The following is a 26,556-nucleotide window of genomic DNA, read 5'->3' as shown; positions in this document are numbered from 1 at the left end:
CTGTTAATTTGGCCATACCGGACCGACGAAGGGGATCCACGTGGCCGAGGTGCGATTGCGCGTGAACGGAGCGGACCACCCGCTCGACATCCAGCCACAGGTCAGCCTGCTCGACGCGCTGCGCGAGCACCTCGGCCTCACCGGCACCAAGAAGGGGTGTGACCAGGGCGCCTGCGGCGCCTGCACGGTGCTCGCCGACGGCGAGCGGATCAACTCCTGTCTCGCGCTCGCCGTGCAGTACGAGGGCGCCGAGATCACGACCATCGAGGGGATCGACCACCCTTTGCAGGCGGCGTTCGTCCGGCACGACGGCTTCCAGTGCGGCTACTGCACGTCCGGCCAGATCTGCTCGGCGGTCGGGATGCTCGCCGAGCACAAGGAGGGCATGCCCAGCGCCGTCACCGGCCAGGGCTCCGGCTCGCACCTGTCCGGTGCCGAGATCCGCGAGCGCATGAGCGGCAACCTGTGCCGCTGCGGCGCTTACAACGGCATCGTCGAGGCGATCCAGGAGGTCGCGGGATGAGGACCTTCTCCTACGTACGCGCGCCCGACGTGGAGACCGCGCTGCGGACCATCGCCACCGAGCCGAACGCGAAGTTCCTCGGCGGTGGCACGAACCTGGTCGACCTGATGCGCGAGAACATCGAACGGCCCGACGTGGTCGTCGACATCAGCAGGCTGCCGCTCACCGGCATCGACGAACTGCCCGGCGGCGGTGTCCGGATCGGTGCGCTCGTGCGCAACAGCTCACTCGCCGCGCATCCCCTCGTCCGCACCCGCTATCCCGTGGTGTCCCAGGCGGTTCTGGGCGGCGCCTCGGCCCAGCTGCGCAACATGGCCACCGTCGGCGGCAACCTGCTGCAGCGCACGCGGTGCCTGTACTTCTACGACGAGGCCTCGGCCTGCAACAAGCGCGAACCCGGGAGCGGCTGCTCGGCGCTCGGCGGCTTCACGCGCAACCACGGTGTGCTCGGGGTCAGCGACCACTGCATCGCCGCCCATCCCTCCGACCTGTGCGTGGCGCTCGCCGCGCTGGACGCGGAGGTCGAGGTGGAGAGCACCCGGGGAACCCGGCGCATCCCGCTCACCGAGTTCCACCACCTGCCCGGCTCCACCCCGCACGTCGAGACCGCGCTCGCACCGGACGAGCTCGTGACGTCCGTCGAACTGCCCGCTCCGGTCACCACGCGGTCCCGCTACCGCAAAGTGCGCGACCGCGCGTCGTACGCCTTCGCGCTGGTCTCGGTGGCCGCGGCGCTGGAGGTCCGCGACGACACGGTGACCGCTGCGCGGCTCGCGCTCGGCGGCGTCGCCCCCAAACCGTGGCGCGCCACCGAGGCCGAGCGGGTGCTGCTGGGCGCACCGGCGACCGAGGAGTCGTTCCGCTCGGCAGCCGAGGCCGAGCTCGCGAGCGCGACGAGCCAGGACGGCAACGACTTCAAGATCGAGCTCGCGCGGCGCACCATCGTGGCGACCCTGCGCGACCTGCTCACGGACCGGAGCGCGGCATGACCCAGACCCTGCCCGAGACCACCACGACCAGAGAGTCCGTCGTCGGCAAGCCGGTCGACCGAGTGGACGGCACGGCCAAGACCACCGGCGAGGCCCGGTTCACGGCGGAGTTCTCCCACCCGGACCTCACCCACGCGGCACTCGTGCACGCCACCGTCAGCCGAGGCCGGATCACCGCGATCGACACCTCCGCGGCATCGGCCGTCCCCGGCGTGGTCACCGTGCTCACCCATCACAACGCCCCCGCGTTGAAGTCCCCGCGCAAGGTCACGCCGACCGACCTCAGCACCATGGCCTCGGGCACGTCGGTGAACTACCTGAACACCGACGAGGTGCACTGGGACGGGCAGCCGATCGCCGTCGTCGTCGCGGAGTCCGCGCTCGCGGCGCGCGAGGCAGCGGCACTGGTCCGCGTCACCTACGAGACCGCGGAGTCCACCGTGGACTTCACGGCCGAGGAGCCCGCAGCCAAGCCCCAGAAGAACAATCTCGTCATGCAGGGCTCGGCGAAGAAGGGCGACGCCGAGGCCGCGTTCACCGCGGCTCCGGTCAAGGTCGACAGGCGGTTCACCACGCCGCCCCTGCACCACAACGCCATCGAGCCGCACGCGACGCTGGCCGTGTGGGACGGCGACCGGCTGACCGTCCACGACGCGACGCAGAGCATCGACTGGTTGCGCTCCCACCTCGCGCTGCGCTTCGGCATCCCGACGCGCAGCGTCCGGGTGATCGCGCCGTTCGTCGGTGGCGGGTTCGGCGGCAAGGGCTTCATCTGGGCGGGCACGATCCTCACGGCGCTGGCGGCGCGGGCCACCGGCAGGCCGGTGCGGCTGGTGCTGACCAGGGAAAGCGTGTACCGGACCGTCGGCGGGCGCACGCCCTCGACGCAGCGGGTGGCGCTGGGCGCTCGCACCGATGGCACGCTCACCTCGCTCATCCACACGAGCGTGACCAGGCTCGGACGCGTCGGGGGCACGCCGGAAGCCGTCACCTCGCAGTCGAAGCACCTGTACGCGGCCGAGAACATCCTGGTGCGACAGAACCTCGTGGAGCTCGATCTCGTCTCCAACGCGGCCATGCGCGCGCCGGGTGAGGCCATTGGCACCTTCGCGCTCGAGGCGTCGATCGACGAGCTGGCGTACGAGCTCGGTATGGATCCCATCGAGCTGCGGATGCACAACGAACCCGAGCGCAATCCCATCGACGGCAAGCAGTTCGCGCGCCGCCACCTGCGCGAGGCCTACCGGGTCGGCGCGGAGCGGTTCGGCTGGGCCGACCGCACACCGGAACCGCGGTCGATGCGCGACGGCCGGTGGCTCGTCGGAATGGGCGTGGCGTCGGCGTTTCACCCCTCGATGTTGTTCGTGGCCAACGTCGTCGTCCGGCTCTCCGTCGACGGCACCGTGCTGGTGCACTGCGGGCTGCAGGAGATGGGCATGGGCAGCGCGACCGTGCAGGCGCAGGTCGCCGCCGACGCACTCGGCGTTCCGGTGGAGTCCGTGCGGGTCGAGTACGGCGACTCCACGCTGCCGATGGCACCGGGCGCGGGCGGGTCGATGCAGACCGCCAGCGTGGCCAACAGCCTGCTCGCCGCGTGCGAGAAGCTCGAGCGGAAGCTGACGAAACTCGGCCGGTCACCGCAGGAGAGCCCCGCCGCCGTGCTGGCCCGCGAGGGCCTGCCGTCGCTGGAGGTCTCCGTCGGCTCCGACACCCGGCTGGGCAGGATGGCCGGGCAGCTCAGGTTCATGTCGAAGTTCCTGATGGACCAACGACGCTGGATGAAGGCCGCCCTGGGCGCGCACTTCTGCGAGGTCAGGGTCGACCCCGACACCGGAGAGGTCAGGGTGTCGCGCTGGACGGCGTCCTTCGACGTCGGCAGGGTGCTGAACGCGAAGACGGCCACGAGCCAGCTCAAGGGCGGCATCGTGATGGGCATCGGCATGGCGCTGGCCGAACAGACCCTGATCGACCCGCGCAACGGCCGGATCATGAACCCGAGCCTGGCCGAGTACCACGTGCCCGTGCACGCGGACATCCCGCCGATCGACATCACCTACCTCGACGAACCCGATCCGACCATGCCGCTGGGCCTGGTGGGCATCGGCGAGGTGAGTATCACGGGCGTGGCGGGCGCGATCGCGAACGCGATCCACCACGCGACGGGCAAGCGGATCAGGGACCTGCCGATCACGCTGGACAAGCTGTTGTGAGACGAAGAAAATCCGGGCCCGGATTTCCTTCGCGGTGAGAAAAAGGGGCCAAGACGTGGGCCGACTATGCCGTTGTTCGGCGCACGTCCAGCACTTTTATTCAGAGGTCCGCCGAACTCCTGAATAGCTTAGCCGCTCATATTCGACACTGGACAACCTGCCGATGAGCTTGCATTCCCGCCGAACCCAACCCCGGACTGCTGGGGTCAGCATGACCCGAAATCAGATCATCATTAACTTCAGCCAGGCGATACTAGTTTCCAAGCCTTGCAAAACAGGGGACTTTTCAAGTCGGCGGCCTAAAATTTCGAACAGGTCATCCACCCGAGAAGCTACTGGAATCCGATGGCCGCCGAGTGGCGAACCGTTTCGAACTCATGGATGACCGAGTACTGCACAAAAGCCGACTCCCCTAGGAAAATATTCTAATTAAATTGGGCGACCAATCAAAACGACTGCCAGATCAGCCTTCCTTCAACTGGACGGCCAGGTGTGTCAATAGAGGATCGATTCAATCTGCCCGACGAATCAATTTCTTTGCATTCGCAGAGAAGGCGGCGCGGATCCCTGCCTAGATGGACCTCTCCAGACCTCGGGGATGATCGATGCAAGGGTTGCTGCTGGCGACCGGCGACACGGTACGCCTTCTCCAGGCGGTGACGACGGTGATTTTGGCTTTGCTCAAGCGCGCCCGAGCGAGTGGCTCGGGTTGCCGTTCCGCGTTTGATGTTCGACCACAATGGTCACCCACACGTTGACGTCAATCGGCTACGTCGGTGATAGCTCCCACCACTGCGATCTACAGAGCGCGTCTCACCTGGTTAGCGGTACGGACTACAAGACCAGGAACAAGACCATCGATTGATCAGCGTCGACCACGAGGGGCACACATGGCTGCGATCGACGGGCACTACGCGAGCTGTGAGAAGGCCGATAGCCACAGCTGCGCATGCGGCGTCTGTGGAGGTGCATGGCACGGCTGGACCGGCGCGGTGGAACTCGCTCGAGACACTGATCCACAAGGGCGCCGAGAACTTCGACGAACTGCCAAAAACAGGTGGAATAGCGCGTTCGAGAAGTGCAAGACAAGGGGAAGACCTACTTTGCCCAAGAAATCCGCGAGCATGGACTCCGTCGTTGCGGACATCGTAGACCTGCTTGCCGAAAATGACCAACGAAATCGAGATGGCGGCCGGGAGCGAGATCACAATGAATTCGATACCGCATCCCCCGAAGAACGCGGCGTTCCCCTGCCGCGGCATGCGAACGGGGTGCACACTCGCCGCAACGCCTCCGAAAGTCTACCCGGTGTGGATTTCGTTGAACACGAAGACCGCGACCAGCAGGAACTGCCGAGCGAAGGAGGCGACTCACCTGGAAACCAGGCTCCCAATCCAGACTCGGAGAACTCACCACCATCGGGTCAACGACCCGGCCGCAAACGCTCAATCGATGAACTCGGAAATTCGATGGGGTCGGGATCGGTGCTCGATCAGGTCGAGACGCTGGGCACGGTGACATTCGGGCGCGCGCTCAACGACGTCGAAAAGCAGCTCGGAAGACCCGTACCGCCAGAAGTAAAGAAAGCTCTATCTGACCATTTTTGGTGCGATTTTTTAGCCAACATAGCGAGATACGTTACGATGATCAACAGATTCTCCGCCTTGATCCCGGATACGATAGCAAAATGGGCGTCGGATCGGATCATTAAATGGCGCCATGAGCACGGGAGAATTCCTCTCGAAGAAGCCATAATCCGCACAGCCGCGAAAAGTATGTGCAAGACGATTCTCGAACTCACCAAATCGGTAGACTTTCGATCTATTCTTCTAATGGTTCGAATACTTGCCATTCTCGCCTGCAAGTCACCGGAACGACACAAGGCTGTGACTAAATACTGCGTAGATCCTCTCTGCAAGCACTTAACCGTGGAGACGAAGCGTCGTTTGACGAATGTCATCGAACAGGAATGGATCCCCGCCATCCTGGAAGATGGAAAACAATCGACGCATAACGGGAAATTGGGGCAACTTTCATCGAATTCAACCTGACCCGTGAACCGATTTCTGGTGGACCTTGTTTCATGATGCAGCGTTGCGCGGTTCGTCGGCTTAGCGAGAGCGCGCCAGAAACCCCTGTGCATCAAGGAGTCCGGGGTGACGTGGTGGCGTACGTCTTGGCGGCATGGCCGCCGCCGTCCAGGGCCTAGATGAGATCGCCCGGGCAGGATACGAGTTTTCCTTTGTTGTGGCTGGTGCTCACCTGTGCCGGACACGTGCTTCACCGGCCATCAGTGGATTCAGCGTTTCGCAGGTGTCGTCCGCCTGGTTCCACAGTGCGACCGCCTCGGCCGAGAAGCCGCGGGTCCACGCGATGTTGCCGAGGCCCGTGTAGGCACGGGCGGCCTCGTAGGCGCTGCCACTCGTCTCGGCCCGCGTCGCTGCATCCCGGTAGGCCGTGCCGGCTTCGTCCAGGTCGCCGCTGGTGTAGGACGCCCAGCCGACGCAGTTGAGCGCCATCGCGGCGTCCAGGGGAAGGCCGAGGTCGTCGAACACTGCAAGTGTGCTCCTCGCCAGCGCCTCCGCTCGCACCGGCTCGCCCAGCGCGGTCAGCACGAGCGCGATGCCGCGGGTCGTGATGGCTGCGTTGCGGACGTTGCCGGTGGCTTCGTAGAACTTCAGCGCCGACGACAGGTCTCGTAGGGCGTCGCCGTGGTCGCCTCGGTAGTGCGCCACCCACGCCTGGTGGGCGAGCACGGTGTGCTCGCCGTGACCGTCGCCGATCTCCCGGTACAGCGCGAGAGCCTCGCGGTAGCAGGTGGAAGCTCCGTCGAGGTCGCCATGATCGATCAGCCCCACGCCGAGGTTCGCGGTCGTCGTGGCGAGTGCCCAACGGTCGCCGGCCGTTGCCGCCGACTCGCGGGCGTACCGGTGGGTCTCGAGCCACGGATCCCACAGTTTCGTCAGGAAGAAGAACGAGCGCAGGAAGAAGGCCAGCCGCCAGCATTGGTCGTGTTCCCCGCGTTCCCCCGCCGCGCGGCAGAGCGCCACCAGGTTGGGCCACTCGGTCTCGAACCACCGCAGCGCATCCTCCTCCCCGGTCAGCCAAACGGGTGCGGGCGCGTTCTCCGGGTACCCGACGGTCGGTCGGTAGCGATGCGGCGTGAGCAGCCGGTCCGCGTGCTCGGCGTTGCGCACGGCGAAGGACGCCAGCCGCCGGAACGCCGACGTGTGCTCGGCGGTGGGCAACCTCCGCAGCACGCTGTCCGTCGCGAAGGTACGGACCAGGTCGTGGAACGCGTAGCGGTCGGCGGCGGGCTGCTCGACCAGGTGCACGTCGTGCAGCCGGTCGAGCAGTCGATCCGCTTCCCGTGCGTCGACACCGCAGAGCGCGCCGGCGGACTCCGTCGCGATGTCCGTGCCGGGGTTCAGAGCGAGCAGTCCGAGCATGCGGAACTGGTCGGCCGGCAGCTGGCGAGCGGACAGTTCGAACACGGCCGAGACGCTTCGTTCGCCGTCGTCGAGCTCGGCGAGCCGCGCCTGTTCCGTGGCGAGTCGCCGATCCAGCTCGTCGACGTCCCACGCCGGATGAGAGCGAAGCCGTGCTGCTCCGATCCTGACCGCCAGCGGGAGGCGTCCGCAGCGGTCCACGATCCGCGCGACCGGCTCGCCGACGGCGATGCCCGTGAGCGTCGAGAACAGCTCGCTCGCCGCGCCGGTGGTCAGTTCGGACAGTGAGACGTGCTCGGCGTCGTCGAGCGCCGCGAGGCGTGAGCGGCTCGTGATCAGTACGCGGCACTTGGGTTCCGCCGGAAGCAGCGGGCGCACCTGCGCCGTGTTGACCGCGTTGTCGAGCACCAACAGCACACTGCGACCCCGCAATCGGGAGCGGTACATCGTGCCGCGATCGTCGGGGTCCGCCGGGATCGCCTCGGCAGGTACGCCCAAGGTGCGCAGCAGCCGGTCGAGCACCGCGCCCGGTTCGACCGCGTGCTCGCCGGGGCCGCCCAGGTCGATGAACAGGCAGCCGTCGGCGAAACCCGGCTCGAGCCGGTGCGCGCAGCGCACCGCCAACTCGGTCTTGCCGACACCGCCGAGCCCGGAAACCGCACAGACCCCGCCGTCCGCGTCCAGTGCCCGCCTGACGCGGAGCAGTTCGTCGGCGCGGCCCACGAAACTGGATACCGCGGGCGGAAGGCCTGCCGGCCGGATGTCGGGGCGCGTTCGTCGTCGTTCCGGTTCCTTCGGCAGCAAGGGTTCCAGCGTGCCCACCGCGCCGAGCTCGGCTTCGCACAGCGCCGCGAAGGCGGCGTTCACGGCGACGCGCCCGGTCTCGACCTTGCTCAGATATCCCTTGCTGTAGTGGATGCGCCCGGCCAGCTCGGCCAGTGACATGCCCGCCTGCTGACGGCGTCTGCGCAGCTCGGCGCCGAAGGTAGCCTGCTCGCCCATCAGCCCCCGATCCCGTCGCACCACCAGTATGGCTAGACGGAAGCGGTCGAGGCACCGCCATGAGGGGTGGCCGGCCGGGCCCCCTCGCCCGGCCGGCCGCTCTGCCCGCAGCTCGTCGTTGTTTCCCACGGCTCAGCCGAAGGCGACGGTCAGCAGGGTCACGACCAGGTCAATGACGTGCGTCTGCATGGAGAACCTCCTCCCCGGTGTTCACGACCGAGAGACCGCCGTAGTGCTCGGAGTCGTCGCGCTGCTGTCCGAGGGCCACGCCCAGGACCAGAGCCAGCGCCGCCACCCACAACAAGAGCCGCAGGAGCAGGGAGAACGAACATTCAATCTTCATTTCCGACTCCTTCACGAAAACGCGTCAGGGCAGCACCCGAGGGCACGGGAGATCAATGGTCTTGCCGATTGTTTTGCCGCTGAATTCGTGCGACAACTCAAGAATGCGTTCAGCCGGAACCGTCGACAAGGAGTTTCCTGTTTCCTGCTTCGAGAGGAAACGAGAAACCCGACAAGACTTCGCGGTGGTGCGCGCTCCCCGGTAGGATCCGGCCGGTGGTGATCGACGCTCGTGCGCTGGTTCACGCGGGAGGAAAGTTGGACGTCAGCACGGCAGACCTCGTGAGTGAGCTCAAGGGCCTGAGAAAGGGCCGGGGGCTCTTCGCGGTCCAGCTGGAAAAGAATGTCGGGCCCGCACTACGGGCGGCCTTCGGGATTTCCGGAGAAAGTGGCGCCGCCGAACTTCGACGGACGCTCTCGGAACGGCTGCTTCCGCTTATCGACTCCCTGCCGGGCGACCTGCGAATCTCATTGCTGGCGGCGTTCGGGCTGACCGAACAGGCGCGACACCCGTTCTACATCGATCGCGTGAAGTGGGCGGCGTCGACGCTGAAGCGCGATGCGCGCACTGTCCGGCGGCGGATCGACGACGGTATCGCCAGGCTGGCCGAACTGGCGGTCGACGGCACTGCCCCGGATCGCCCCGCGAGCCACCCGAGTCCGCACTGGCACACCGAGGTGTTGCGGGTCGCGCTCACGCTCGAACAGCCGGTGCCGGAGGTCTTCGAGTTCCGCCGGGTCGTCGCCGACGCGGACGACCTCACCGAACTGGACCTCGCGCTGACGTTGACCGCGGCAGGAGCGCCCGGGCGTCCGATGCCGGACTCCGACCTCCAGGTGGACGTCTTCTACGGAGGATCGCTCGTCAGCAGACAGATGCAGTCCAGCGACCGGGTGGGACTGTCCCTGCGGTTGCCGTCGCCGTTGCGCAAGGGGGAACGTCATGACATCGCCCTGCGCTTCCGCGCCCGCTTCCACCATCCGCACTACGTGTGTGTGCCCAGGCATCCCTGCGACCTGTTCGACCTCCACGTCCGCTTTCCTCAACCACCGCCTGCCTGGGTCGGGCGGCTGGAGCGGGTCTTCCAGGACGACGTCCGTGACGCGTCGGCGCGCGGAACGCCCATCGAGGCCGACGGCGTTGGCGAGATCCACGAGCAGTTCCGGCACCTGACTCCCGGCTTCGCCTACGGCGTGCGCTGGCAGGAATCCGTCGCCGACGCGACAGACACCTGACGCGACGGGACAGAACCAGGACAAGAAGCGCCGGCACGCAACAGGTCTCACCAGTGATCCGACTACCAGGCGAGGAGCAGGGGCCGACTCGCCGAGGTGAGCGTCCTCGCGGATCACGAGGAGGAGAAGTTGGACGTGGCCGACGCGCCGGTCCGCGCACGGGACGGGCTGGGCGAGTACGTGCCTCTCGGAGACCTCCCGCGCACTGGCGGCCAGTTGTCGAAAGAGGCTGTGGATCTGCTGGTGAGCGCGGCCCGGGGTGGTGATCCTCGGGCCGTCGACGCGTTGCTGAGCTTCATCAAGCCGATCGTCGCGCGGTTCTGCCGGGCCAGGATGGGCGGGCGCGACGTGTCGTACCTGTCGGCGGACGACGTCGCGCAGGAGGTCTGTATCGCGGTGGTGAAGCTGCTGCCCGCGTACGAGGCGAGGGGCGGTTCGTTCCTGCAGCTGGTGCGCGCGATCGCGGCCAACAAGGTCGCCGATGCCTTCCGGCTGGTGGCGAGGGACCGCGCGAGGCCCGTGCCCGAGCTGCCCGAGAACGGATCGGTGCACACCAACGAACCCGAGGCGCACGTACTCAACATCGACCTCGGCGGCAGGCTCTGCAGCCTGCTGGCCGAGCTGTCCCCGCTACAGCAGGAGATCCTCGCGTTGCGCGTCGTCGTGGGCCTGACGGCGGCGGAGACCGCCGAGGCGCTGGGAACCTCGGCGGGCAACGTCCGCGTCAGTCAGCATCGCGCGCTGGAGAAGCTCCGCCAGCTCATCGCGGCAGGAGGGTTCTAACGGCGAAACGGCTGCGCGATGCGCGCGACGAGCTCGTCGGCGACCTTGTGCGGGTACTGGCGGAGGTCGTCCACGGAGATCGCCTCCTCGGGCTCGATCCGGACCTGGTCCTGACGCTTCAGCTGGAACGACGTCCGCGCGGAGGCGTCGGCGAGCCGTCCGAGGTGAACGAAGCCGGCCGGTCCGAGTCCGATCGCCGGGGCGAACTCTCGTGGGCGCGGAAGGTCCAGTCCGAGCAGTAGCTGGAGGCGCGTCGCCAGCTGTTGCGTGAGGTACTCCTCGTCGAGCACCGCGACGATGTTCGCTGTCGGAAGCGGGTGCCAACACGACAGTTGCCCGTCGCGGTGAACGGTCAGGCCCGCCTCGCCGGTGCGCGAGTTCGTCGTGCGCGCCCAGGCCGAGCGCTCGTTGGAGTTCGCGTCGAGCGCCTGGTCGTGCGAGAACAGGCCCTGCGCGCGACCCCTGGCGGCGAGGTCGTCGGAGACCTTCGACAGGGTTCGCACGCCGAGTCTGCTGTCCGGAGCCACCGGCACCAGGTGGAGTTCGACGGTTGCGCCCTGCCCGCGGTCCTGTCGCCACTGGACCGGGAGCGAGTTGTCGAGCGGCCGCCAGGTCGGCGCTCGTGTCGCCGCCGTGGGCGAGCCCGGGCCCGAACGAGGGGGCAGCGTGGGCGGTGTGCCCAGCGGAGGCGGAAGGTGTTCGGGCTTTCCGAAGATCACGCGAAGCAGAGACTCGGCGCCTTCCGCGGTGATCGAGTCGAGCTCGTAGCGCGTCGCCGCATACGGCTGCAGGAAGAACGGAATCTCGTCGACCGTGTGTCCGGGAAGGATCACCGGAAGAATCTTCTTCGTGAACTCCTCACGGCGGCTCTGGACGAGTTCGCGGAGTAGCGCGGCTTCCGATTGACCGCCGAGGTTGAGGTGGGCTGGACCATTGCCGTCGCCCATCCTGCGGTACTCCGCGGACGCGATGACCAGTACGAAGTCAGCTTCGGTGATACCCCTGGTCGCCCACACGTACCAGTCGTGTCGGTGTTTTTCCGACCAGGCGTCGAGGTCAACCTCTATCCCGTTATCCACGAGGAGTGTGGCCAATTCACGGACTGCTTCGCGATGCTGATCGTCATCGTGGGTATAGGAGATGAACACCCGCATGGGAAAACGATAGAGCAGTGCGGAGACCATGCCGTGTTGGGCCAGTCGTGCGGTATTGCGGGACAGATTCTGGACAGATCTTGCCTTTCGGCCCCTTCTCCGGATATCCCGTGGGAGCGTGCAGATGATCGTCGGCGACCGGTGAAGGGATGGGGGACAGTGTCGGGTCCGGGAGCTGCCGAAGCCGCGCCGCGTGTCTACATCTCGTACGCGGAGGACAGCCGGAGCCACATAGACTCGGTCATTGAGTTCGGCACCTTGTTGCGGACCGAAGCGGGCATCGATGCGCACGTCGACGCCTGGTATGCCGACCAACGGCGGGACTGGGTCTCGTGGGTGATCGACCAGTTGCAGCAGGCCGATTTCGTGCTCGCCATCGCCTCGCCGGGGTTCAGACAAGTGGCCGACGGCGGATCACCGGGCGCAGCGGGACGCAGCCGGGAGCTGGAGGCGGCAATTCTGCGCGACAACCTTGCCCGCGCTCTGCCCGAGGCGACCAGGCGGATCCTGCCGGTCGTGTTGCCCGGTAGGAGCAGGGAAGAGATCCCGTTGTGCCTGCAGCCGCACTCCACGTCGTTCCACGTGGTTCCCGAGTACACGGTGGACGGCGTGCAGAGCCTCCTGCGGGTGTTGTCCAGGCAGCCGTTCTACGAGCTGCCGCCGCTGGGTGCGTGGGTGCCGCCTGCTCCCGGTGTCCGTCCCGTCGTGATCGCCACCGGTTCGCAACCGCCGACACCGGACACTCTCCTCCGGGCCGGTGCGACGATCGCCGTGGGGGACGGTACCTATCTCGCCGACGACGAGCACTGGGCGGAGTTGCCGAACCGCGACGGCTCCGCCGTGCTGCGTCAGGCCCGGGCGTCACGTCTCTACGGCGAACGGGAGTTCGTCTGGCTGCGACAGCTCGAGCTGCGCCATCCCACTCCGGCGGCTCACGCCGCGCTCGCCGGGCTGGAACGGGAGTACGAGCTGGTGCGCAGCATCGCGACGGGAGCTCGGTCGCTGCCGACTCCGGGCGAGTTGGTGCGCGACGGGGCCGTCACGACGCTCGCGACTCGGTGGCCCGCATCCCGGAACTGGGGCGGCCCGGCCGACACGCTCAGTGCGTTCGTGCCCGAGGAGGGGGCGGCCGTCGATCCGTGGCGAGCACACCAGACCCTGCGAGGCCTGGCCGGGCTGTGCCAGGCGCTGCACCTCCTGCACCGGGCGGGCGCCACGCATCGGAACCTGACGCCGTCCGGGCTCGTACGACTCGACGACGGGAGTCTGGTGCTCACCGACCTCGGCCTGGCCGCGTCAGCTCCTGAGCCGGGTGAGGGCCCCGAGGAGTACCGCGCGCCGGAACAGAGCCGTCGCCGGAGCGGGCGGGTGGGACCGTGGACCGACGTGTACCAGGTCGGCGTCATTTCCTATCACCTCGTCAGCGGTCAGCTCCCGTACCCGGCTGCGCCCGTTCCGGTTCACGCACTCGCGCCCGGTATCGGTGCGGCACCGGCAGCAGCGATCGACGCCGCACTCCTTCCGGATCCCGCGCGGCGCCCGGGTATGAGCGAGCTGGCGTCCGTTCTCCGGGATCTCCCGGAGAACCTCGGCTGAGGGGAGTTGGCCGTTGTCCCGGACCGTGAAGCTGGCGAAGCCCGTCGTACTGGTGCCCTCCCAGAGCTTCGACTCCAAACTGCATCGGCAGGCGCGCGACAATCCCGGGCTGCCGGCGGGCGTCGCACAGATCGCCCAGCACCTCGCCGAACGCGACGGGGTACCCGCCACGGTGGAGGAGATGAGCGGGAGCCGCAGCCTGAAGCTCTACACCTACGGTTACGTGGTGGGCATGTTCCCCACTCGGGACGCGGACGCCTACACCCTCGCCTGGATCACTCCGCTCCGGCTGCGCGATCACCAGGACCTCGCTCGCGGCCACCTGCTCATCCGGGCCACGTGGCGAACCGTCACCGAACTCCGCCACGTCCCCCAGGGCTCGTCCGCGCAGTGGCCGCAGCTCACCGGTGAATGGGCGAAGCTGCAGCGCACGACGGGAGATCAGCGCGGTGTGCCCGATCTCGACCCGGCACACGAACGGTTTCTCGACACACTGGATCGCCTGATCGACACCACGCGCACGTTCAACGCGCGCAAGGCTGACGACCTGTCGAGGTTCCCGTACAGCGGCGTCGAGACGGCGGGCGAGCGCCGCTACAGCTCCGCGTCGTCCTACGTCTTCCGGATGGTCGGCGACCGACGCCCGGAACGAGGACGGTTCGTGCAACTGCAGGGCGAGCCCGAGCAGCGCGGCGAGGTGACGCGGGTCGAGGGCGATCGGGTGACCGTCCGGTTCGACCAGCCGGTGGATTGGCGACGGCTGGCCCGGCAGGGCGATCTGGAGGAGACGCCCAACGAGGTGGTCTATGCCAAGCAGCACGAGGCCGTCCGCGCCTTGCGCACCAGGCAGGCGGAGAACCGGACGGTGCTACCCGCGCTGGTGGACCACCGCGTCGCCCCGATCCAGCAGGTCCGCGAGATTCCTTCGGAGGAACTCGATTCCGACCAGCTGAGCGCGTTCCGCGCGTCACTCGGGGTGCAGGACATGCTGGTGGTGCTGGGGCCGCCGGGCACGGGCAAGACCCGCACCATCAGTCAGGTCGCGAGGGCCTGTGCACTCTCGCGGGAGCGCGGTCGAGTGCTGGTGACCTCCTATACCAACCGCGCCGTGGACAACGTGCTGGCCAAGCTGCCCAAGGACGTCGTGGTGGTGCGGGTCGGCAACGAGGGCAAGATCGGATCCGATGCGCTTCCGTTCCTGCTCGAGCGCTGGGCGGAGGATCTGCGCAGCGAGGTGCTGAGCACCAGCGAGGCCTCGCTGCGGGGCTACCGGGGACTGCCGACAGCCGTCCAGTGGAGGGCCGAGCTGGGCAAGCAGATCGGCCTGTTGCACGTGGAGGTGGACGCCGAGGCCGCGGCACTGCGACAGCTGCACGCTGCTCGGCGGGCAGGCGGTGGTCCCGCACAGCAGCGAGTGGAGGCACTCGAAGCGGAGCTCGCCGAGCACGGATCCCGTGCGCGGCAACTGAACGAGCGTCTGCAGCGGCTGCTCCAGCAGGCGGCGCGTGCCGATGCCCGGCGGGCGTGGCCGCTGGTGCGGGCCTGGTCCGAGCGGCGGGCACGGGCGAGGCACGCGCGCATCGAGGCAGTGAGGTCGGAGCTCGCCTCCTGCGGCGAGCACGCCCGGCACGCCCAGGCGCAGCTGTCGGGCGCGCTGGTCGCGCTCGACGTGGCGACCCGCGATCTGCCGCAGATCCGGCAGATCACCGGGCAACTGCACGCCATCGAGGGGCGTCGGGACGCCCGGCGGCGGGATGCTCTCGCGGCGCTCGAGGCCGTGCGGGCCATCGTGCGGCCCGTCGACGAGGTGCCGGCCGTCCCGGACTCCGACGCGCCGTCGACGCTGGCGGCCTTGACCGACCTGCATGCCCGCCTCGGGCCGCGGCTGGATCTGCTCGCGCGGCGTTCGACGCTGCTCGGGGAGTGGCATGCAGACGCGTCCAAGTCCGCGGACCAGCTCTACCCGGAGCTGATCCGCTACGCCGATGTCGTGGGAGCGACCACCACGGGCGCGGCGACCCGCTCCGAGATCGCGGAGACCGAGTTCGACCTGGCGATCGTCGACGAGGCCGGACAGATCGGCACCGCCGACCTGCTGGTGCCGGTCGTCAGGGCGAAGCGTGCGGTGCTGGTGGGCGATCACCGGCAGCTGCCGCCCTTCGTTGACCGCGACGTCGTGAACTGGAGCAACGACCTCGACGATCCCGAACTGCGGGCGCTCGTGAGGAAGAGTGGCCTGGAGATCCTGGTAGGACACCTGCCCGCGACGCACATCGTGAGCCTCACCCAACAGCGGCGCATGCCGAGGGTGATCGCGGATTTCATCTCCGAGGCGTTCTACGACGGAAACCTCACGACGCACGTGGAGCGTGCCCATGCCGACCCGCTCTTCACACAACCGCTGGCCTTCGTCGACACGTCACGACTGCCAGACCGCGCGGAACGCCCCGCGGGCGGCGGCAACGGCAGCTGGGTCAACCACGCGGAAGCGCGCCTGCTCGCGGCGCTCGCGAGCTTCTACCACGCCCGCCGCGAGGAATGGGCGCTGATCGTGCCGTACAAGGCACAGTTGAACCTGGTCAGGAGAATGCTCGGCGAGGACATTCCCGATCTGCGGACCGTCGACAACAACGTCGGGACGGTCGACGCCTTCCAGGGCGGTGAACGCGACATCATCCTGTACGGATTCACCCGCAGCAACGCGGCGGGCAACGTGGGATTCCTGCAGGACCTGCGAAGAGCGAACGTCGCGCTCACCCGAGCCAAGAGGCAACTGGTCCTCGTCGGCGACATCGTCACGCTGCTGAATGCGCGGGACGAGGGCTTCCAGCAGTTCGCCTGTGCTCTGCGCGACCACGTGAGAGCCCACGGGGACGTCCGCCACCACCACGACCTGATGACAATGTTGGCGGAGAAGACGTGACAGCGCGCAGGAAAACCATGCCCTACCCCGAAGAGCGGGCGCTCGAGGACGTGGCGTTCGGCAGGGGGCTCGTACCCACTCGCCTCTTCGCGCTGCTGCTGCCGGTGTGGCAGGTGGAGGTGCGTGCCACGGTGACCGACGGGAGGGAGTACGCGCTGATCGACCGTTACGTCGAACGCGGGATCGCCGAAGCCGGACTGTCCTCGGTTCCCGAGCTGGCCAGGTTCTTCGGTCTCGACGAGCCTGTCGTCGACAGGGCGCTGCGCTTCCTCGCGGGCGTCGGGCACCTGACCGTGCAGGACGGGCGGTTCGCCCTCACCGAACTGGGTGTCCGGTCCCTGCGGGAGAACATCCTCTACGAGGTCACGCGGGAGGACCGCCGCAAGATGTACTTCGAGGCGTTCTCCTCGACACCGTTGAGCAGGCAGTACTACGACGCGGGCGTGGTGTCCTACCTGTCCCTGGAGGAGATCGCCGCCCTGCCCTCGTATCCCCGGTTCCTGATGCTCACCAACACGCAGGGCTTTCGCCGGGAGACCCTGGCGGAGCTCGCCGGCCGGAAAGACCGGGACCGGTACAACCTGCCGTTCCAGATCGACCAACCGGAAAGCCTTCGCGAGGATCGGGTCCACCTGCCGATCTACCTCGTCAGCGCGACCGACCGCCGCGGGCACGTCCGGTACCTCGCCTACAGCCAGGCAGCCGAGACCGCGGACGTCGACCTGAGTGACCTGTGTGAGCGGAACCGGGAGATCCACGGTGTGCTCCAGTCCGAGTCGCAGGCCGTGCTGCCGGAGGACCACGAGAAGCGGATCGTCGAATGGCTGCGCAGCAAGGAACTCGGCGACGTCAGACCGACCAGAACTGATCAGGGTGGTTGGCGGGTGTCCCTGCCCGCCTCGGTGTTCGGATCCAGAGCGATGAGTCTGAGCAGGCTTGGTTCCTTCGCGTCGCTGAGAACCGGCGTGGTGACCGTGTGGTGTGCGGACGAGCGGACCCGGGAACGCGCGCTGCTCGAGCGCATGGACCGGTTCGTCGTCCCGCGCGCTCGCGAGGGCAGGGCGAACCTCGGCGCGTGGACCGAGCGGGTCGCGCGGCAGTTGAGCCTGCCGTTCGGCACCCCGGAGGAAGTCCGCGACCTCGCGCAGCGAGCGGGGGACGACACGTTGGCGGTCCGGCTCGACGAACTCATCCACGGAAACGGAGCACGGGACACGACCGGCGATTTGTGACAGTTACCGCGCCCGAATGCGCCTGACCGGATCTCGCAGCCGATTTCCGCGCGTGTCCGGGTGTACAAGCTCTCCGTCTGGCGCGTGACAGCGACCAAAACCCGCCAACAGCGACTTCGGGGTTACAACGCCAAACACATCCTGATCAAGAAAAACCCTCCCGATCGCATAACCATCGGGAGGGTTCCGCTGCGCGTAAATTCGCAGGTAAGAGCCGAAATCGAACTCTCTTGTGGAGCTGAGGGGAATCGAACCCCTGACCTTCTCGATGCGAACGAGACGCGCTACCAACTGCGCTACAGCCCCTTGAACAAGCTCGATGAGCATAACAGGAACGTCATGCCCACCGAGCCAGGGGGTCTACTCTCCGACAGCCCGCCGGTACGGAAGTTCGCCGGGCTCGTCGAGTTCGTGGAACGCGGGGTCCTCGTCCTCCAGATCCACGACCACGGCCTGCCTGCGGATCCGCGATGTCGGCACAGGCTTGCGCTCGAGGCCCACGAGTTCGCGGCGCGGCGTCTCGACGACCTCGACGTCGTCCTCGACCGGCTCCGCCTTCCTCGGCGCGCGCCTGGCCGCGTTGTTGTACCTGGCGAGCCTGCGCTGCCGGATCTCGTCCTCGATGCGGACCTGCCTGCGCAGGTACACCAGGTAGCCGACCAGCCCGATGTCGGCGAGACCGTTGGCCCACCAGACGATCGGCAGCACGAATCCCGCGACCACGGCGGTGACCAGCACGACCAGGATCAGGCCGAGCACCATGCGCTGACGGAAGGCGAACTTCGCCCGCGCGGCGATCTCGGCGGCTTCGGGGTCGAACCCACCGCGGCCCGGCCGGTAGCGGCGGCCGGGGTCGTCGTCGGCGACGGCTCTGCGCGCCGGCTCCGGCTCGGGTTCGGGCTCCGGCTCGTCGAAGTCCTCGTCCAGGTCCTCGTCGTAGTCGTCGTCGACGAAGTCTTCGTCTTCGCTCTGCTTCGTGTCTCCGGACATGGCGAACCTCCTCCGCCACTGGTTGTGTGCATTCCCGCTCCGCACGACCCGCGCAGCCAACGCTGAATCGTTGGTCTGCGTGATCTCCTGGCGCTTGCGCGCGACCATGGGAACGAGAACGACAAGCCACGCCGCTGCGAGCGCGACAATGATCAACGAGCTTGGCATCTCCCGTCACCTCCCCCGACCTTCAAAGCTGCCGTCGTGGATCGCGCGACCAAGCGTCAGGTGATCGCGGCACTCCCTACACCACGCTGACGTTCGTCACGCTAGTCACAGGAGTAACAGAAAACCCGGAGGCTCGCCGGGTGTAGATCTGAAACCGCTAGCTAGATCGGGTGAAAAACTCACAAGGTGTTAACGCGGCTCGGGCAGTCGTGCCCGACCTGCGGCGATGAGCCGTTCGGCGAATCCGTTGCCCATCTCCTCCGCGGTGACGGCGAATGCGATGTGATCGCGCCAGTCCCCGGCCACGTCGAGATAGCGCAGGAACAGCCCTTCCTGCCGGTAACCCGCCTTACCAAGAACACGCAGGCTGGGCGTGTTCTCGGGGCGCACGGTCGCCTCCAGCCGGTGCAGTCCGGCCGCTTTGAACGCGTGGTCCGTCACCAGCGCAACGGCCGCCGTGGCCACTCCTCCGCCCGCGAGCTCCGACGAGACCCAGTAGCCCACCCACGCCGAACGCAGCGACGCCCTGATCACGTTGCCGAGCGTGATCTGGCCCGCGAACACCCCGTCGACGGTGATGGCGAACGGAAGACACTGCCCGCGCCTCGCGAGCGCCCGCAGGGAGAACCACTGCGGCGGCCACGCGCCGAAACCGTTGCGGTCCGACCACGAGCCCGCGGCGGTCGGCTCCCAGCGCTCCAGGTACTCGCGATCGCGCACCCGGATCCGGCTCCACTCGCGCCCGTCCCGCAGGTGCACCGGTCGCAACCTGACCGTGCCCGCGGGCACCACGAGGGGACCGAGCTTGGCAGGCCAGCCCGGGTGGCGCGGCTCTGTGCCGTAGGGACCGGCATACACCTGGGATGCCATGCGCCCCTGCTCAGGCTCGCTGAGCCAGGAAGGTCACCTTGACCTGCTCGCCGGCCGCGACCTCGGTGAGGTGCTCATCGATGTTGATGAGGCAGTTGGCCTCGGCGAGGGAGGCGAGCAGGTGAGCACCCGACGTGCCGAGCGGCTGCACCAGGTACTCGCCGTTGCTCTCGTCGCGCAGCAGCTGCCCGCGCAGGTAACCCTTGCGGCCCTCGGTCGACGCGACCGGCGAGAGCAGGCGCGCGTCGACGATCCTGCGGTGCGGGTTGCGCGTTCCGCGCGCGGCGCGGATCAGCGGCCGGATCATCACCTCGAACACGACGAGCGCGCTCATGGGGTTGGCCGGGATGAGGAAGGTGGGCACGGAGTCCGGTCCGAGCCGTCCGAAGCCCTGCGCGGAGCCGGGATGCATGGCGACGCGATGCAGATCAATGCTGCCCAGGTCGGACAGCGCGGCGTGCACCTCTTCGCCGGTGGTGCCACCGGCGCCGCCCGCCACCACGACGACCTCGGACATCAGCAGCCTGCCCTCGACGGTCTCGCGCAAGCGCTTGGGGTCGAGCGGCACGATGCCGACGCGGCTCACCTCGGCGCCCGCGTCGCGAGCCGCGGCGGCCAGCGCGTAGGAGTTGACGTCGTAGACCTGGCCGACGGTCGGAGTTCGATCGACGTCGACCAGCTCGTCGCCCACCGAGATGATCGAGACCCGCGGCCGCGGGTACACGAGCACCTTCGACCGCCCGACGGCCGCGAGCAGCCCGACCTGGGCGGCACCGATGGTGTCGCCGCTGCGCACGGCGACGTCGCCGATCTGCACGTCCTCACCCGTGCGCCGTACGTAGCCCGCCGACGGCACGGCGCGCTGCACCGTGACCTTGGCCTGGTGGCCGTCGGTGAACGCCGCGGGCACCACCGCGTCGGCGAGCGTGGGCAGCGGCGCCCCGGTGGCGACGCGCACGGCCTGGCCGGGCTGGAGCCTGCGCGGCTGCCGCGACCCGGCCTGGATCTCGCCGACCACCGGCAGCTGCACGGGGTCCTGACCGGCCGTGCGCACGTCGACGCTGCGCACGGCGTAGCCGTCCACCGCCGCCTGGTCGAATCCGGGCAGCGCGTGCTCGGCGACGACCTCCTCGGCACAGAGCAGGCCCTGCGACTCGGAGATCGCCACGCGAACCGGGCGCGGCCGCACGGCGGCACCCAGCGTGAGCGTGAGCTGCTCGTCGACCGACCGGAAGCCGGTAGCTTCCGGGGTTTCAGCGGTGATCGACTCGGGTTCGGTCATGTCTAAGGCTTCTCGATTCGTTCTTCCAGCCAGGCGCGCAGCGAAGGCCCATAGTCAGGATCTTCCAGCGCGAAGTCCACTGCGGCACGCAGGAAGCCACCCGGATTACCGAGGTCATGCCTACCGCCGCGATGCACAACGATATGCACCGGATGATCTTCAGCGATGAGCAGAGCCACCGCGTCGGTGAGTTGAAGCTCACCTCCACTGCCAGGCTCGATGCGACCCAGAGCGTCGAAGATCGCCCGATCGAGCAGGTAGCGGCCTGCCGCGGCGAAGGTCGAGGGCGCATCCTCCGGCTTGGGCTTCTCCACCATTCCGTGGACGCGCTTGACGTCGTCGTCACCGGTGTCGGAGACGTCGAACACGCCGTAGGGCGAGATCTGCTCCTTGGGGATGTCGAAAGCGCATAGCACGCTGCCGCCGAACTGGGCCCGGACCTCGGCCATCTTGGTCAGGACCCCGGTGGGCAGCACCAGGTCGTCGGGCAGCAGCACGGCCACCGCGCCGTCCTCGTCGGTCAGATTCGGCTCGGCCTGCGCGACGGCGTGGCCGAGGCCCAGTGCCTGCTCCTGGATGGCCACCTCGACGTCGAGCAGACCGGGTCCGCGGCGGACCTTCGCGAGCTGTTCGGTCTTGCCCTTGCGCTCGAGCGTGTCCTCCAGCTCGGGCTGGGGCTGGAAGTAGTTGACGACCGATTCCTTGCCCGGCGATGTGACGATCACCATACGCTTGGCACCCGCCTGGGCGGCCTCGTTGGCGACGAGCTCGATACCGGGTGTGTCGACGACGGGCAACAGCTCCTTGGGCACGGCCTTGGTGGTCGGCAGGAATCTCGTGCCGAGCCCTGCGGCCGGCACGATGGCGGTTCGGAACGTGTGGTCAGTCGTGGCGCCCGTCATGGCCGCAAAGCCTAGCCTGATCTGCTGCGTGTGACTGAGAATGACAGACCGGCGACGGCAACTCGCTGACCTGCAGAGCCTGCGGAGGGACGAGAGTGGAGCTGCCCGACCGACCTGGACCGGGGGCCGGCAAGGGCGAGTGGCGAGCGTGGCTCACGGCGGGCCGGGCGGCGATCTCGCCCCAGCAGCGTGTGCTCGAGGCGAACTCCCTGGCACAGGCGGTCACCGGGCTCACCGCGAGCACCGTGTGCTGCTACGTCCCGTTCGGCTCCGAACCCGGCTCCCTCTCGCTGCTCGACGTGCTGCGCGACGCGGGTGCGCGGGTGCTGTTACCCGTGGTCCCCTCGACTCCTGGCCCGCTCGACTGGGCCGAGTACACGGGCACGTCCGCGCTGGTCGCGGGCCGGCTTCGCGGCGTGCTCGAACCGAGCGGGCCACGACTGGGGCCTGGTGGCGTCGGTGAGGCGAACGTCGTGCTGCTGCCCGCGCTCGGGGTCGACCACCGGGGCGTGCGGCTCGGGCGTGGCGCCGGCTACTACGACCGGTCGCTCGGCTTCGCGGGGGCGCACACGGAGCTCGTGGCCGTGATTCGCGACACGGAGCTGGTCGAGGAGCTGCCCGCCGAGCCGCACGACGTACGGATGACGGCCGTGCTCACCCCCGGCAAGGGACTGGTCCCGCTGCCCTTGACGTGATCAAGTGTGACCTGGACCTCGATTGCGCCCACGGAATGTCATGCAGCAAAATTGAGTTAGCACTCTTAGGAGTCGAGTGCCAACGCCGAAGGAGCCCTTGTGCCGACCTACCAGTACGCCTGCAAGGAGTGCGGCCACCAGTTCGAGGTGGTCCAGTCGTTCACCGACGCCAGCCTGAGCGAGTGCCCCGAGTGCAACGGGGTCCTGCGCAAGCTGTTCGGCTCGGTCGGCGTGATCTTCAAGGGCAGCGGGTTCTACCGCAACGACTCGCGCTCCGAGTCCCGCTCGAGCACGTCGAACGGCTCCGCGAAGAGCTCCGAGAGCACGAACAAGTCCGACTCGAGCTCGTCCTCCAGCGGCTCGTCCGACAGCTCGTCGTCCGGTAACTCGTCGGGGAGCTCGTCCAGCTCCACCTTGGGCAGCGGGTCGACATCCTCCTCGTCCACCACGACGAAGACGAGCTCCACGGCTTCCTGATCGGCGAGTTGTCCACATCGACCCTGTTGTCCACAGGTTCGTGAACTGCTGCTTCCCCGCGATCGGCGGGCACTCCTAGCGTCGAACGGGTCGAGGGCGGAACCGCCGCCCTCCGCCCGGACGATGGGGGACGGCAGTGAACCACCCACCTTCGGCACGCCGCTGGCTCCACCGGCTCCGGCCGCTGCTGCGGGGCCATCCGGCCACACTCGTACGGCGAGCGCTGGCCGCCGCGTTGTTCGTCCTCGCCGTCGCGCTCGCAGCGCGTCCCGCCGCGGCAGGCGGTGAGTCCGGCGGCCCACTTCTCGTCACCGCTCGCGATCTCCCGCTCGGCTCCACGTTGCGGCCCGCCGATGTGCGAACAGCCCACGTTCCCGATTCGCTGCGCCCGGACGGCGCGCTCACCGACCCGGCGCAGGTAAACGGGAAACAGCTCATGGGAGTCGCTCGGTCGGGTGAACCTCTCACCGATGCCCGGCTCATCGGCGAGCGCAGTGCACCGCCGGGCACGGCGACGGTGCCCGTGCGACTGGCCGATTCGGGCGTCGCAGGCCTGCTCCAGCCGGGCACCCGGGTGGACGTCGTGACGGTCGGCGCGGCCGAGCAGGCCGAAAAGGTGCTGGCCAGTAACGCCACGGTGCTCACGGTCGCCGGCGAGCAGGCGTGGCAGCGGGACGGTCCGCTCGGCTCCGACGAGGCGCCGCTCGTGCTACTGGCCGCTCCGGAGGACGTCGCCGCGCACCTGGCGGCGGTGTCGCTCGGCCAACCCGTCACCGTTACCCTCCGCTAGCTGGTGTCCTAAGTGGAAGGGAGTGCACGCGTGCTGAAGGGCTTCAAGGACTTCCTGATGCGCGGCAACGTCGTCGAGCTCGCGGTGGCGGTCGTCATCGGCACGGCGTTCACCGCGATCGTCACGGCGTTCACCGACGGTCTGATCAAGCCGCTGATCAACACGATCGGTGGCAGCGAGGCTGCCAACGGTCTCGGGTTCAACGTGCTGAGCGGCAACGATTCGACGTTCCTCGACTTCGGAACGGTGATCAACGCGGGGATCAACTTCCTGATCATCGCGGGAGTCGTCTACTTCTTGCTGGTCATGCCGCTGCAGAAGATCCAGGAGCGGCGCAAGCGCGGGCAGGAGGCCGGTCCGGCCGAGCCGACCGACACGGAGCTGCTCACCGAGATCCGGGACCTGCTGCGCGAGCAGCGCATCCGCGACTGAGGTGCTGCGCCCGGCCGGCGTCTACCGGTCGTGGTGAGGTGGCCGGTTCTCGAGGTACCAGTCGTCGGACGCCGGGCCCGTGGGTTTGGGATCGCGCTCGTCCGAGGTCGTCTCGGGAAGGACGTCCCCGAACACCTCGTCGATCCTCTTGCGGGATCGACGAGGTGTCTCGGGAGGCTGGTCGGCCTCGTGCTCGGGCACGGCTGAGGGTCCGGTCAGTTGTCGTCGAGCCCGGAGAGCTCGCCGATGACGAACGGGAGCATGGACGACAGGATCGCCATGCCGTCGCGGACCGCCGCGCGCGAGCCCGCGAGGTTGACCACGAGGGTGCTGCCCGAGACGCCGACGAGTCCGCGGGAGATACCTGCGTCGATGGCGCCCGCGGCGAGGCCGGAGGAACGCAGCGCTTCGCCGATGCCCGGAATGGGCCGATCGAGCACGCCCGCGGTCGCGTCCGGGGTCACGTCGCGAGGCGAGACGCCGGTGCCGCCGACCGTGATCACCAGGTCGACGCCGCCGATCACGGCGGTGTTGAGCGCGTTGCGGATCTCCACCGGGTCCGCACGCACCACGACGGTCCCGTCGACGATGAACGCGGCCTCTTCGAGCAGTTCGGTCACCAAGGGGCCGGCGGTGTCCTCGTTCTCCCCCTGAGCCGCGCGGTCGTCCACGATCACCACGAGAGCGCGGCCGAGCCGCTGTGCACTCCGTTCCATGTGCACCACCGTAGTAGAGCGCGGTGCCCGCGCGCTGGTGACTCACCCACCATCAGCAGTGCAAGGGAGTCGCGGGCACAGGTGACCCCGGCCGGAGCCTGAGTGGCTTCAGACGAGCCTTCGAGTCGGCTCCGATCCCGAGGCGCCCGGCGCCGAACGACAGGCGTCTGCGGCGCGCTGAGCGCCGCGCACGGATCAGGCGCCATGATCATCCGCGGATTGAGGCGGCCGAGGTCCGATGTGGACGGCATCGGGCAAAGATGCGGTTCGTCCGGATCGCGGTCCCGGTCCCGACATGACCACGCGCAACCGGGCACGAGGTCCCGGTTGCGCGTGGCTCTGGAGGTCCGGCTCGCTGACAAAGGCGTCCGGAGTTGGTCTCGACCGTCGCAGCGGCCGAGCGTTTTGGGTCAGTTACCCGGCACCGGCTGACCGCCGAGCGTCACCTCGATCGTCTTGTTGTTCTTCAGCGTGAGCGTGACCTGCTCGCCCGGCGCCCTGGTTCGGACAGCCGCGACCAGCGCGTTGGCGTCCTCGACCGCGCGGTCGTCGAACTTGGTGACCACGTCGCCCGCCTTGAGGCCCGCCTTCTCGGACGGGCTGCCCGGCATGACCTCGCCGATCGCCGCTCCACCCTCGGGCGCGTCGCCCACGGTCGCGCCGATGTAGGTCTGCGTGGCGTGGCCGTTCTGGATGATGTCGTCGGCGGTGCGCCGTGCCTGGTCGATCGGGATGGCGAAGCCGATGCCGACGTTGCCACCCTCGCCGCCGGAGGCCGACTGCGGGCTGTAGATCACCGAGTTGATGCCGATGACCTGGCCGGACATGTTGGCCAGCGGACCACCCGAGTTACCGGGGTTGATCGCGGCATCGGTCTGGATCGCATCCATGACGGTGGTCTGGTCGCCGGATCCGCCCGCGGAGACGGGCCGGTGCAGCGAGCTGACGATTCCCGAGGTGACCGTTCCGGCCAGCTCGAACGGCGAGCCGATGGCCACCACCTGCTGGCCCACCTTCAGGTCGTCGGAGCGACCGAGATCGACCACGGGGAGGTTGCTGGCGTTGTCGGCGCGCACCACGGCGATGTCGGTTGTCGGGTCGCGGCCGACGATGGACGCTTCGGTGCGCTCGCCGTTCTGGAAGACGACGGTCACTTTGCCTCCGTCGGCGGCGCCTTCGACCACGTGGTTGTTGGTGAGGATGTAGCCGTCGTCGCTGATGATGAAGCCAGAGCCCTCACCCGCGCCGGACTGGCCCTCCACCTGGAGCTGCACCACGCTCGGCATCAGCTTCTGCGACGCGGACTCGACCGTGCCCGGCGCCGCGTTGCTGGTCTGCTGGGAAGGCGGCGGCTCGGAGAGCGCGTTGACGGAACCACCATCGCTGCCGCTGTCCCCCGCGAGGTAGCCACCCACGGCGCCCGCACCGCCTCCGACCAGCAGCGCGAGCACCGCGACACCGGCGACGAGCTTGGCCGTCCCCTTCCGCTTCTGCTGGTCAGCGGTCATGGGCTGCGCGCCCTGCATGGGATAGGTGGCCGTCGGGTAGGACGGACCGTGCACGCCGTGCTGGGGAGATTGCTGAGCGGGCTGCTGGGTGTCCGGGTACTGGTAACCGGGCTGCGCCTGGCCTTGAGCCGACCACGGGTTGGGCGCGTCCTGCGCCGGCCAACCGTGCTCCGGGCTTCCAGTGCCCGAGGCGCCGGGCTTGTCCGCAGCTGAAGGGTCGTTCTCGGTCATAACCCCATCATGCGCCACAGTCCTGAGAGCATGCTGAACTCAGCCTGTGGGTACGG

General features: G+C 68.2%; 23 protein-coding genes, 1 tRNA gene and 1 pseudogene. 13 read left to right on the top strand and 12 right to left on the bottom strand.

Annotated features, from left to right (window positions below; genetic code table 11):
* Positions 1 to 40 precede the first annotated feature (40 nt).
* The 4 genes from JHE00_RS14365 to JHE00_RS14350 all read left to right on the top strand — a co-directional run bounded on the left by JHE00_RS14365 (position 41) and on the right by JHE00_RS14350 (position 5,773).
* Positions 41 to 523, top strand: coding sequence for a 2Fe-2S iron-sulfur cluster-binding protein (locus tag JHE00_RS14365; protein ID WP_200318557.1), 483 nt, complete (start codon positions 41 to 43; stop codon positions 521 to 523).
* Positions 520 to 1,512, top strand: coding sequence for an FAD binding domain-containing protein (locus tag JHE00_RS14360; RefSeq protein ID WP_200318556.1), 993 nt, complete (start codon positions 520 to 522; stop codon positions 1,510 to 1,512). Before JHE00_RS14365 ends, JHE00_RS14360 begins: the two co-directional genes overlap by 4 nt.
* A complete protein-coding gene (locus JHE00_RS14355) occupies positions 1,509 to 3,722 on the top strand; it encodes a xanthine dehydrogenase family protein molybdopterin-binding subunit (RefSeq protein WP_200318555.1) in 2,214 nt (737 codons plus the stop codon). The genes JHE00_RS14360 and JHE00_RS14355 overlap by 4 nt, the downstream gene beginning before the upstream one ends.
* Positions 3,723 to 4,846: 1,124 nt before the next feature.
* On the top strand, positions 4,847 to 5,773 hold the full coding sequence (locus JHE00_RS14350; RefSeq protein ID WP_200318554.1) for a hypothetical protein: 927 nt from the start codon (positions 4,847 to 4,849) through the stop codon (positions 5,771 to 5,773).
* 207 nt (positions 5,774 to 5,980) lie between these two features.
* On the opposite strand, the gene JHE00_RS14345 is transcribed toward JHE00_RS14350, so the two are convergent.
* Together JHE00_RS14345 and JHE00_RS14340 are read right to left on the bottom strand one after the other, a co-directional pair.
* Positions 5,981 to 8,173: an ATP-binding protein gene (locus JHE00_RS14345; protein ID WP_200318553.1), complete on the bottom strand. Its 2,193-nt coding sequence runs from the start codon at positions 8,171 to 8,173 to the stop codon at positions 5,981 to 5,983.
* A 169-nt stretch (positions 8,174 to 8,342) separates the two neighbouring features.
* Complete coding sequence (locus JHE00_RS14340; protein WP_200318552.1) at positions 8,343 to 8,516, bottom strand: hypothetical protein; 174 nt, start codon at positions 8,514 to 8,516, stop codon at positions 8,343 to 8,345.
* Positions 8,517 to 8,731: 215 nt separating this feature from the next.
* Between JHE00_RS14340 and JHE00_RS14335 the strand changes: the two genes are divergently transcribed.
* Positions 8,732 to 9,751 (top strand): hypothetical protein, encoded by a 1,020-nt coding sequence (locus tag JHE00_RS14335; RefSeq protein ID WP_307831940.1) that lies wholly within the window; start codon positions 8,732 to 8,734, stop codon positions 9,749 to 9,751.
* Positions 9,752 to 9,886: 135 nt separating this feature from the next.
* Positions 9,887 to 10,534, top strand: a complete 648-nt coding sequence (locus JHE00_RS14330; protein WP_307831980.1) for a sigma-70 family RNA polymerase sigma factor — start codon at positions 9,887 to 9,889, stop codon at positions 10,532 to 10,534.
* Here JHE00_RS14330 and JHE00_RS14325 read toward each other — a convergent pair.
* Complete coding sequence (locus JHE00_RS14325) at positions 10,531 to 11,979, bottom strand: toll/interleukin-1 receptor domain-containing protein (protein WP_307831939.1); 1,449 nt, start codon at positions 11,977 to 11,979, stop codon at positions 10,531 to 10,533. The genes JHE00_RS14330 and JHE00_RS14325 overlap by 4 nt on opposite strands.
* On the opposite strand from JHE00_RS14325, the gene JHE00_RS14320 reads away from it, so the two are divergent.
* Genes JHE00_RS14320 through JHE00_RS14310 form a run of 3 tightly spaced genes read left to right on the top strand, consistent with a single transcriptional unit; the run spans position 11,890 to position 17,439 of the window.
* Complete coding sequence (locus JHE00_RS14320) at positions 11,890 to 13,284, top strand: SEFIR domain-containing protein (protein ID WP_307831979.1); 1,395 nt, start codon at positions 11,890 to 11,892, stop codon at positions 13,282 to 13,284. The genes JHE00_RS14325 and JHE00_RS14320 overlap by 90 nt on opposite strands.
* A 13-nt stretch (positions 13,285 to 13,297) precedes the next feature.
* Positions 13,298 to 16,207: a DEAD/DEAH box helicase gene (locus tag JHE00_RS14315; RefSeq protein ID WP_200318549.1), complete on the top strand. Its 2,910-nt coding sequence runs from the start codon at positions 13,298 to 13,300 to the stop codon at positions 16,205 to 16,207.
* 17 nt (positions 16,208 to 16,224) lie between these two features.
* Complete coding sequence (locus JHE00_RS14310) at positions 16,225 to 17,439, top strand: hypothetical protein (protein WP_200318548.1); 1,215 nt, start codon at positions 16,225 to 16,227, stop codon at positions 17,437 to 17,439.
* A 233-nt stretch (positions 17,440 to 17,672) separates the two neighbouring features.
* Here the strand turns inward: JHE00_RS14310 and JHE00_RS14305 are convergent.
* The 5 genes from JHE00_RS14305 to JHE00_RS14285 all read right to left on the bottom strand — a co-directional run bounded on the left by JHE00_RS14305 (position 17,673) and on the right by JHE00_RS14285 (position 21,651).
* Positions 17,673 to 17,745: transfer RNA gene (locus JHE00_RS14305), tRNA-Ala, on the bottom strand.
* Positions 17,746 to 17,799: 54 nt separating this feature from the next.
* On the bottom strand, positions 17,800 to 18,597 hold the full coding sequence (gene sepX / locus JHE00_RS14300) for a divisome protein SepX/GlpR (protein ID WP_200318547.1): 798 nt from the start codon (positions 18,595 to 18,597) through the stop codon (positions 17,800 to 17,802).
* Positions 18,598 to 18,786: 189 nt separating this feature from the next.
* Positions 18,787 to 19,467 (bottom strand): GNAT family N-acetyltransferase, encoded by a 681-nt coding sequence (locus JHE00_RS14295; protein WP_200318546.1) that lies wholly within the window; start codon positions 19,465 to 19,467, stop codon positions 18,787 to 18,789.
* Positions 19,468 to 19,477: 10 nt separating this feature from the next.
* Positions 19,478 to 20,749: a molybdotransferase-like divisome protein Glp gene (glp, locus tag JHE00_RS14290; protein ID WP_200318545.1), complete on the bottom strand. Its 1,272-nt coding sequence runs from the start codon at positions 20,747 to 20,749 to the stop codon at positions 19,478 to 19,480.
* A gap of 2 nt (positions 20,750 to 20,751) precedes the next feature.
* Positions 20,752 to 21,651 carry a UTP--glucose-1-phosphate uridylyltransferase gene (locus tag JHE00_RS14285; RefSeq protein ID WP_200318544.1) on the bottom strand — a complete coding sequence of 300 codons (900 nt, stop codon included), beginning with the start codon at positions 21,649 to 21,651 and terminating at the stop codon, positions 20,752 to 20,754.
* 95 nt (positions 21,652 to 21,746) lie between these two features.
* Here JHE00_RS14285 and JHE00_RS14280 point away from each other — a divergent pair, with 95 nt between their 5' ends.
* Together JHE00_RS14280 and JHE00_RS35875 are read left to right on the top strand one after the other, a co-directional pair.
* Positions 21,747 to 22,346: a 5-formyltetrahydrofolate cyclo-ligase gene (locus JHE00_RS14280; RefSeq protein ID WP_307831938.1), complete on the top strand. Its 600-nt coding sequence runs from the start codon at positions 21,747 to 21,749 to the stop codon at positions 22,344 to 22,346.
* Between the two features lie 99 nt (positions 22,347 to 22,445).
* Positions 22,446 to 22,586, top strand: a pseudogene (locus JHE00_RS35875) (FmdB family zinc ribbon protein); the annotation flags it as partial.
* 14 nt (positions 22,587 to 22,600) lie between these two features.
* Here JHE00_RS35875 and JHE00_RS35870 read toward each other — a convergent pair.
* Positions 22,601 to 22,813 (bottom strand): hypothetical protein, encoded by a 213-nt coding sequence (locus tag JHE00_RS35870; protein WP_307831986.1) that lies wholly within the window; start codon positions 22,811 to 22,813, stop codon positions 22,601 to 22,603.
* A gap of 146 nt (positions 22,814 to 22,959) precedes the next feature.
* On the opposite strand from JHE00_RS35870, the gene JHE00_RS14270 reads away from it, so the two are divergent.
* Together JHE00_RS14270 and mscL are read left to right on the top strand one after the other, a co-directional pair.
* Positions 22,960 to 23,613, top strand: coding sequence for an RcpC/CpaB family pilus assembly protein (locus JHE00_RS14270; RefSeq protein ID WP_200318542.1), 654 nt, complete (start codon positions 22,960 to 22,962; stop codon positions 23,611 to 23,613).
* A 30-nt stretch (positions 23,614 to 23,643) separates the two neighbouring features.
* Complete coding sequence (mscL, locus tag JHE00_RS14265) at positions 23,644 to 24,045, top strand: large-conductance mechanosensitive channel protein MscL (RefSeq protein ID WP_200318541.1); 402 nt, start codon at positions 23,644 to 23,646, stop codon at positions 24,043 to 24,045.
* A 21-nt stretch (positions 24,046 to 24,066) separates the two neighbouring features.
* On the opposite strand, the gene JHE00_RS14260 is transcribed toward mscL, so the two are convergent.
* The 3 genes from JHE00_RS14260 to JHE00_RS14250 form a co-directional block, all read right to left on the bottom strand.
* Positions 24,067 to 24,246: a hypothetical protein gene (locus JHE00_RS14260; protein WP_200318540.1), complete on the bottom strand. Its 180-nt coding sequence runs from the start codon at positions 24,244 to 24,246 to the stop codon at positions 24,067 to 24,069.
* Between the two features lie 14 nt (positions 24,247 to 24,260).
* Entirely contained in the window at positions 24,261 to 24,761 is a 501-nt protein-coding gene (locus JHE00_RS14255) for a MogA/MoaB family molybdenum cofactor biosynthesis protein (RefSeq protein ID WP_200318539.1), read from the bottom strand.
* 410 nt (positions 24,762 to 25,171) lie between these two features.
* Positions 25,172 to 26,500, bottom strand: a complete 1,329-nt coding sequence (locus JHE00_RS14250; protein ID WP_200318538.1) for a S1C family serine protease — start codon at positions 26,498 to 26,500, stop codon at positions 25,172 to 25,174.
* Between the last annotated feature and the right edge of the window lie 56 nt (positions 26,501 to 26,556).

This window comes from Prauserella cavernicola, assembly GCF_016595675.1.
In the GTDB taxonomy this organism is placed as follows: domain Bacteria; phylum Actinomycetota; class Actinomycetes; order Mycobacteriales; family Pseudonocardiaceae; genus Prauserella_A; species Prauserella_A cavernicola.
The sequence above is the reverse complement of the archived record's forward strand: the minus strand, read 5'-3'. Positions and strand labels throughout refer to the sequence as shown.

Bases quoted from the DNA above. Each gene is read 5' to 3' on its own strand.
- JHE00_RS14360 (WP_200318556.1), top strand. From the start codon at position 520: ATGAGGACCTTCTCCTACGTACGCGCGCCCGACGTGGAGACCGCGCTG.
- JHE00_RS14355 (WP_200318555.1), top strand. From the start codon at position 1,509: ATGACCCAGACCCTGCCCGAGACCACCACGACCAGAGAGTCCGTCGTC.
- JHE00_RS14350 (WP_200318554.1), top strand. From the start codon at position 4,847: ATGGACTCCGTCGTTGCGGACATCGTAGACCTGCTTGCCGAAAATGAC.
- JHE00_RS14345 (WP_200318553.1), bottom strand. From the start codon at position 8,173: ATGGGCGAGCAGGCTACCTTCGGCGCCGAGCTGCGCAGACGCCGTCAG.
- JHE00_RS14340 (WP_200318552.1), bottom strand. From the start codon at position 8,516: ATGAAGATTGAATGTTCGTTCTCCCTGCTCCTGCGGCTCTTGTTGTGG.
- JHE00_RS14310 (WP_200318548.1), top strand. From the start codon at position 16,225: ATGCCCTACCCCGAAGAGCGGGCGCTCGAGGACGTGGCGTTCGGCAGG.
- sepX (WP_200318547.1), bottom strand. From the start codon at position 18,597: ATGCCAAGCTCGTTGATCATTGTCGCGCTCGCAGCGGCGTGGCTTGTC.
- JHE00_RS14295 (WP_200318546.1), bottom strand. From the start codon at position 19,467: ATGGCATCCCAGGTGTATGCCGGTCCCTACGGCACAGAGCCGCGCCAC.
- glp (WP_200318545.1), bottom strand. From the start codon at position 20,749: ATGACCGAACCCGAGTCGATCACCGCTGAAACCCCGGAAGCTACCGGC.
- JHE00_RS14285 (WP_200318544.1), bottom strand. From the start codon at position 21,651: ATGACGGGCGCCACGACTGACCACACGTTCCGAACCGCCATCGTGCCG.
- JHE00_RS14255 (WP_200318539.1), bottom strand. From the start codon at position 24,761: ATGGAACGGAGTGCACAGCGGCTCGGCCGCGCTCTCGTGGTGATCGTG.
- JHE00_RS14250 (WP_200318538.1), bottom strand. From the start codon at position 26,500: ATGACCGAGAACGACCCTTCAGCTGCGGACAAGCCCGGCGCCTCGGGC.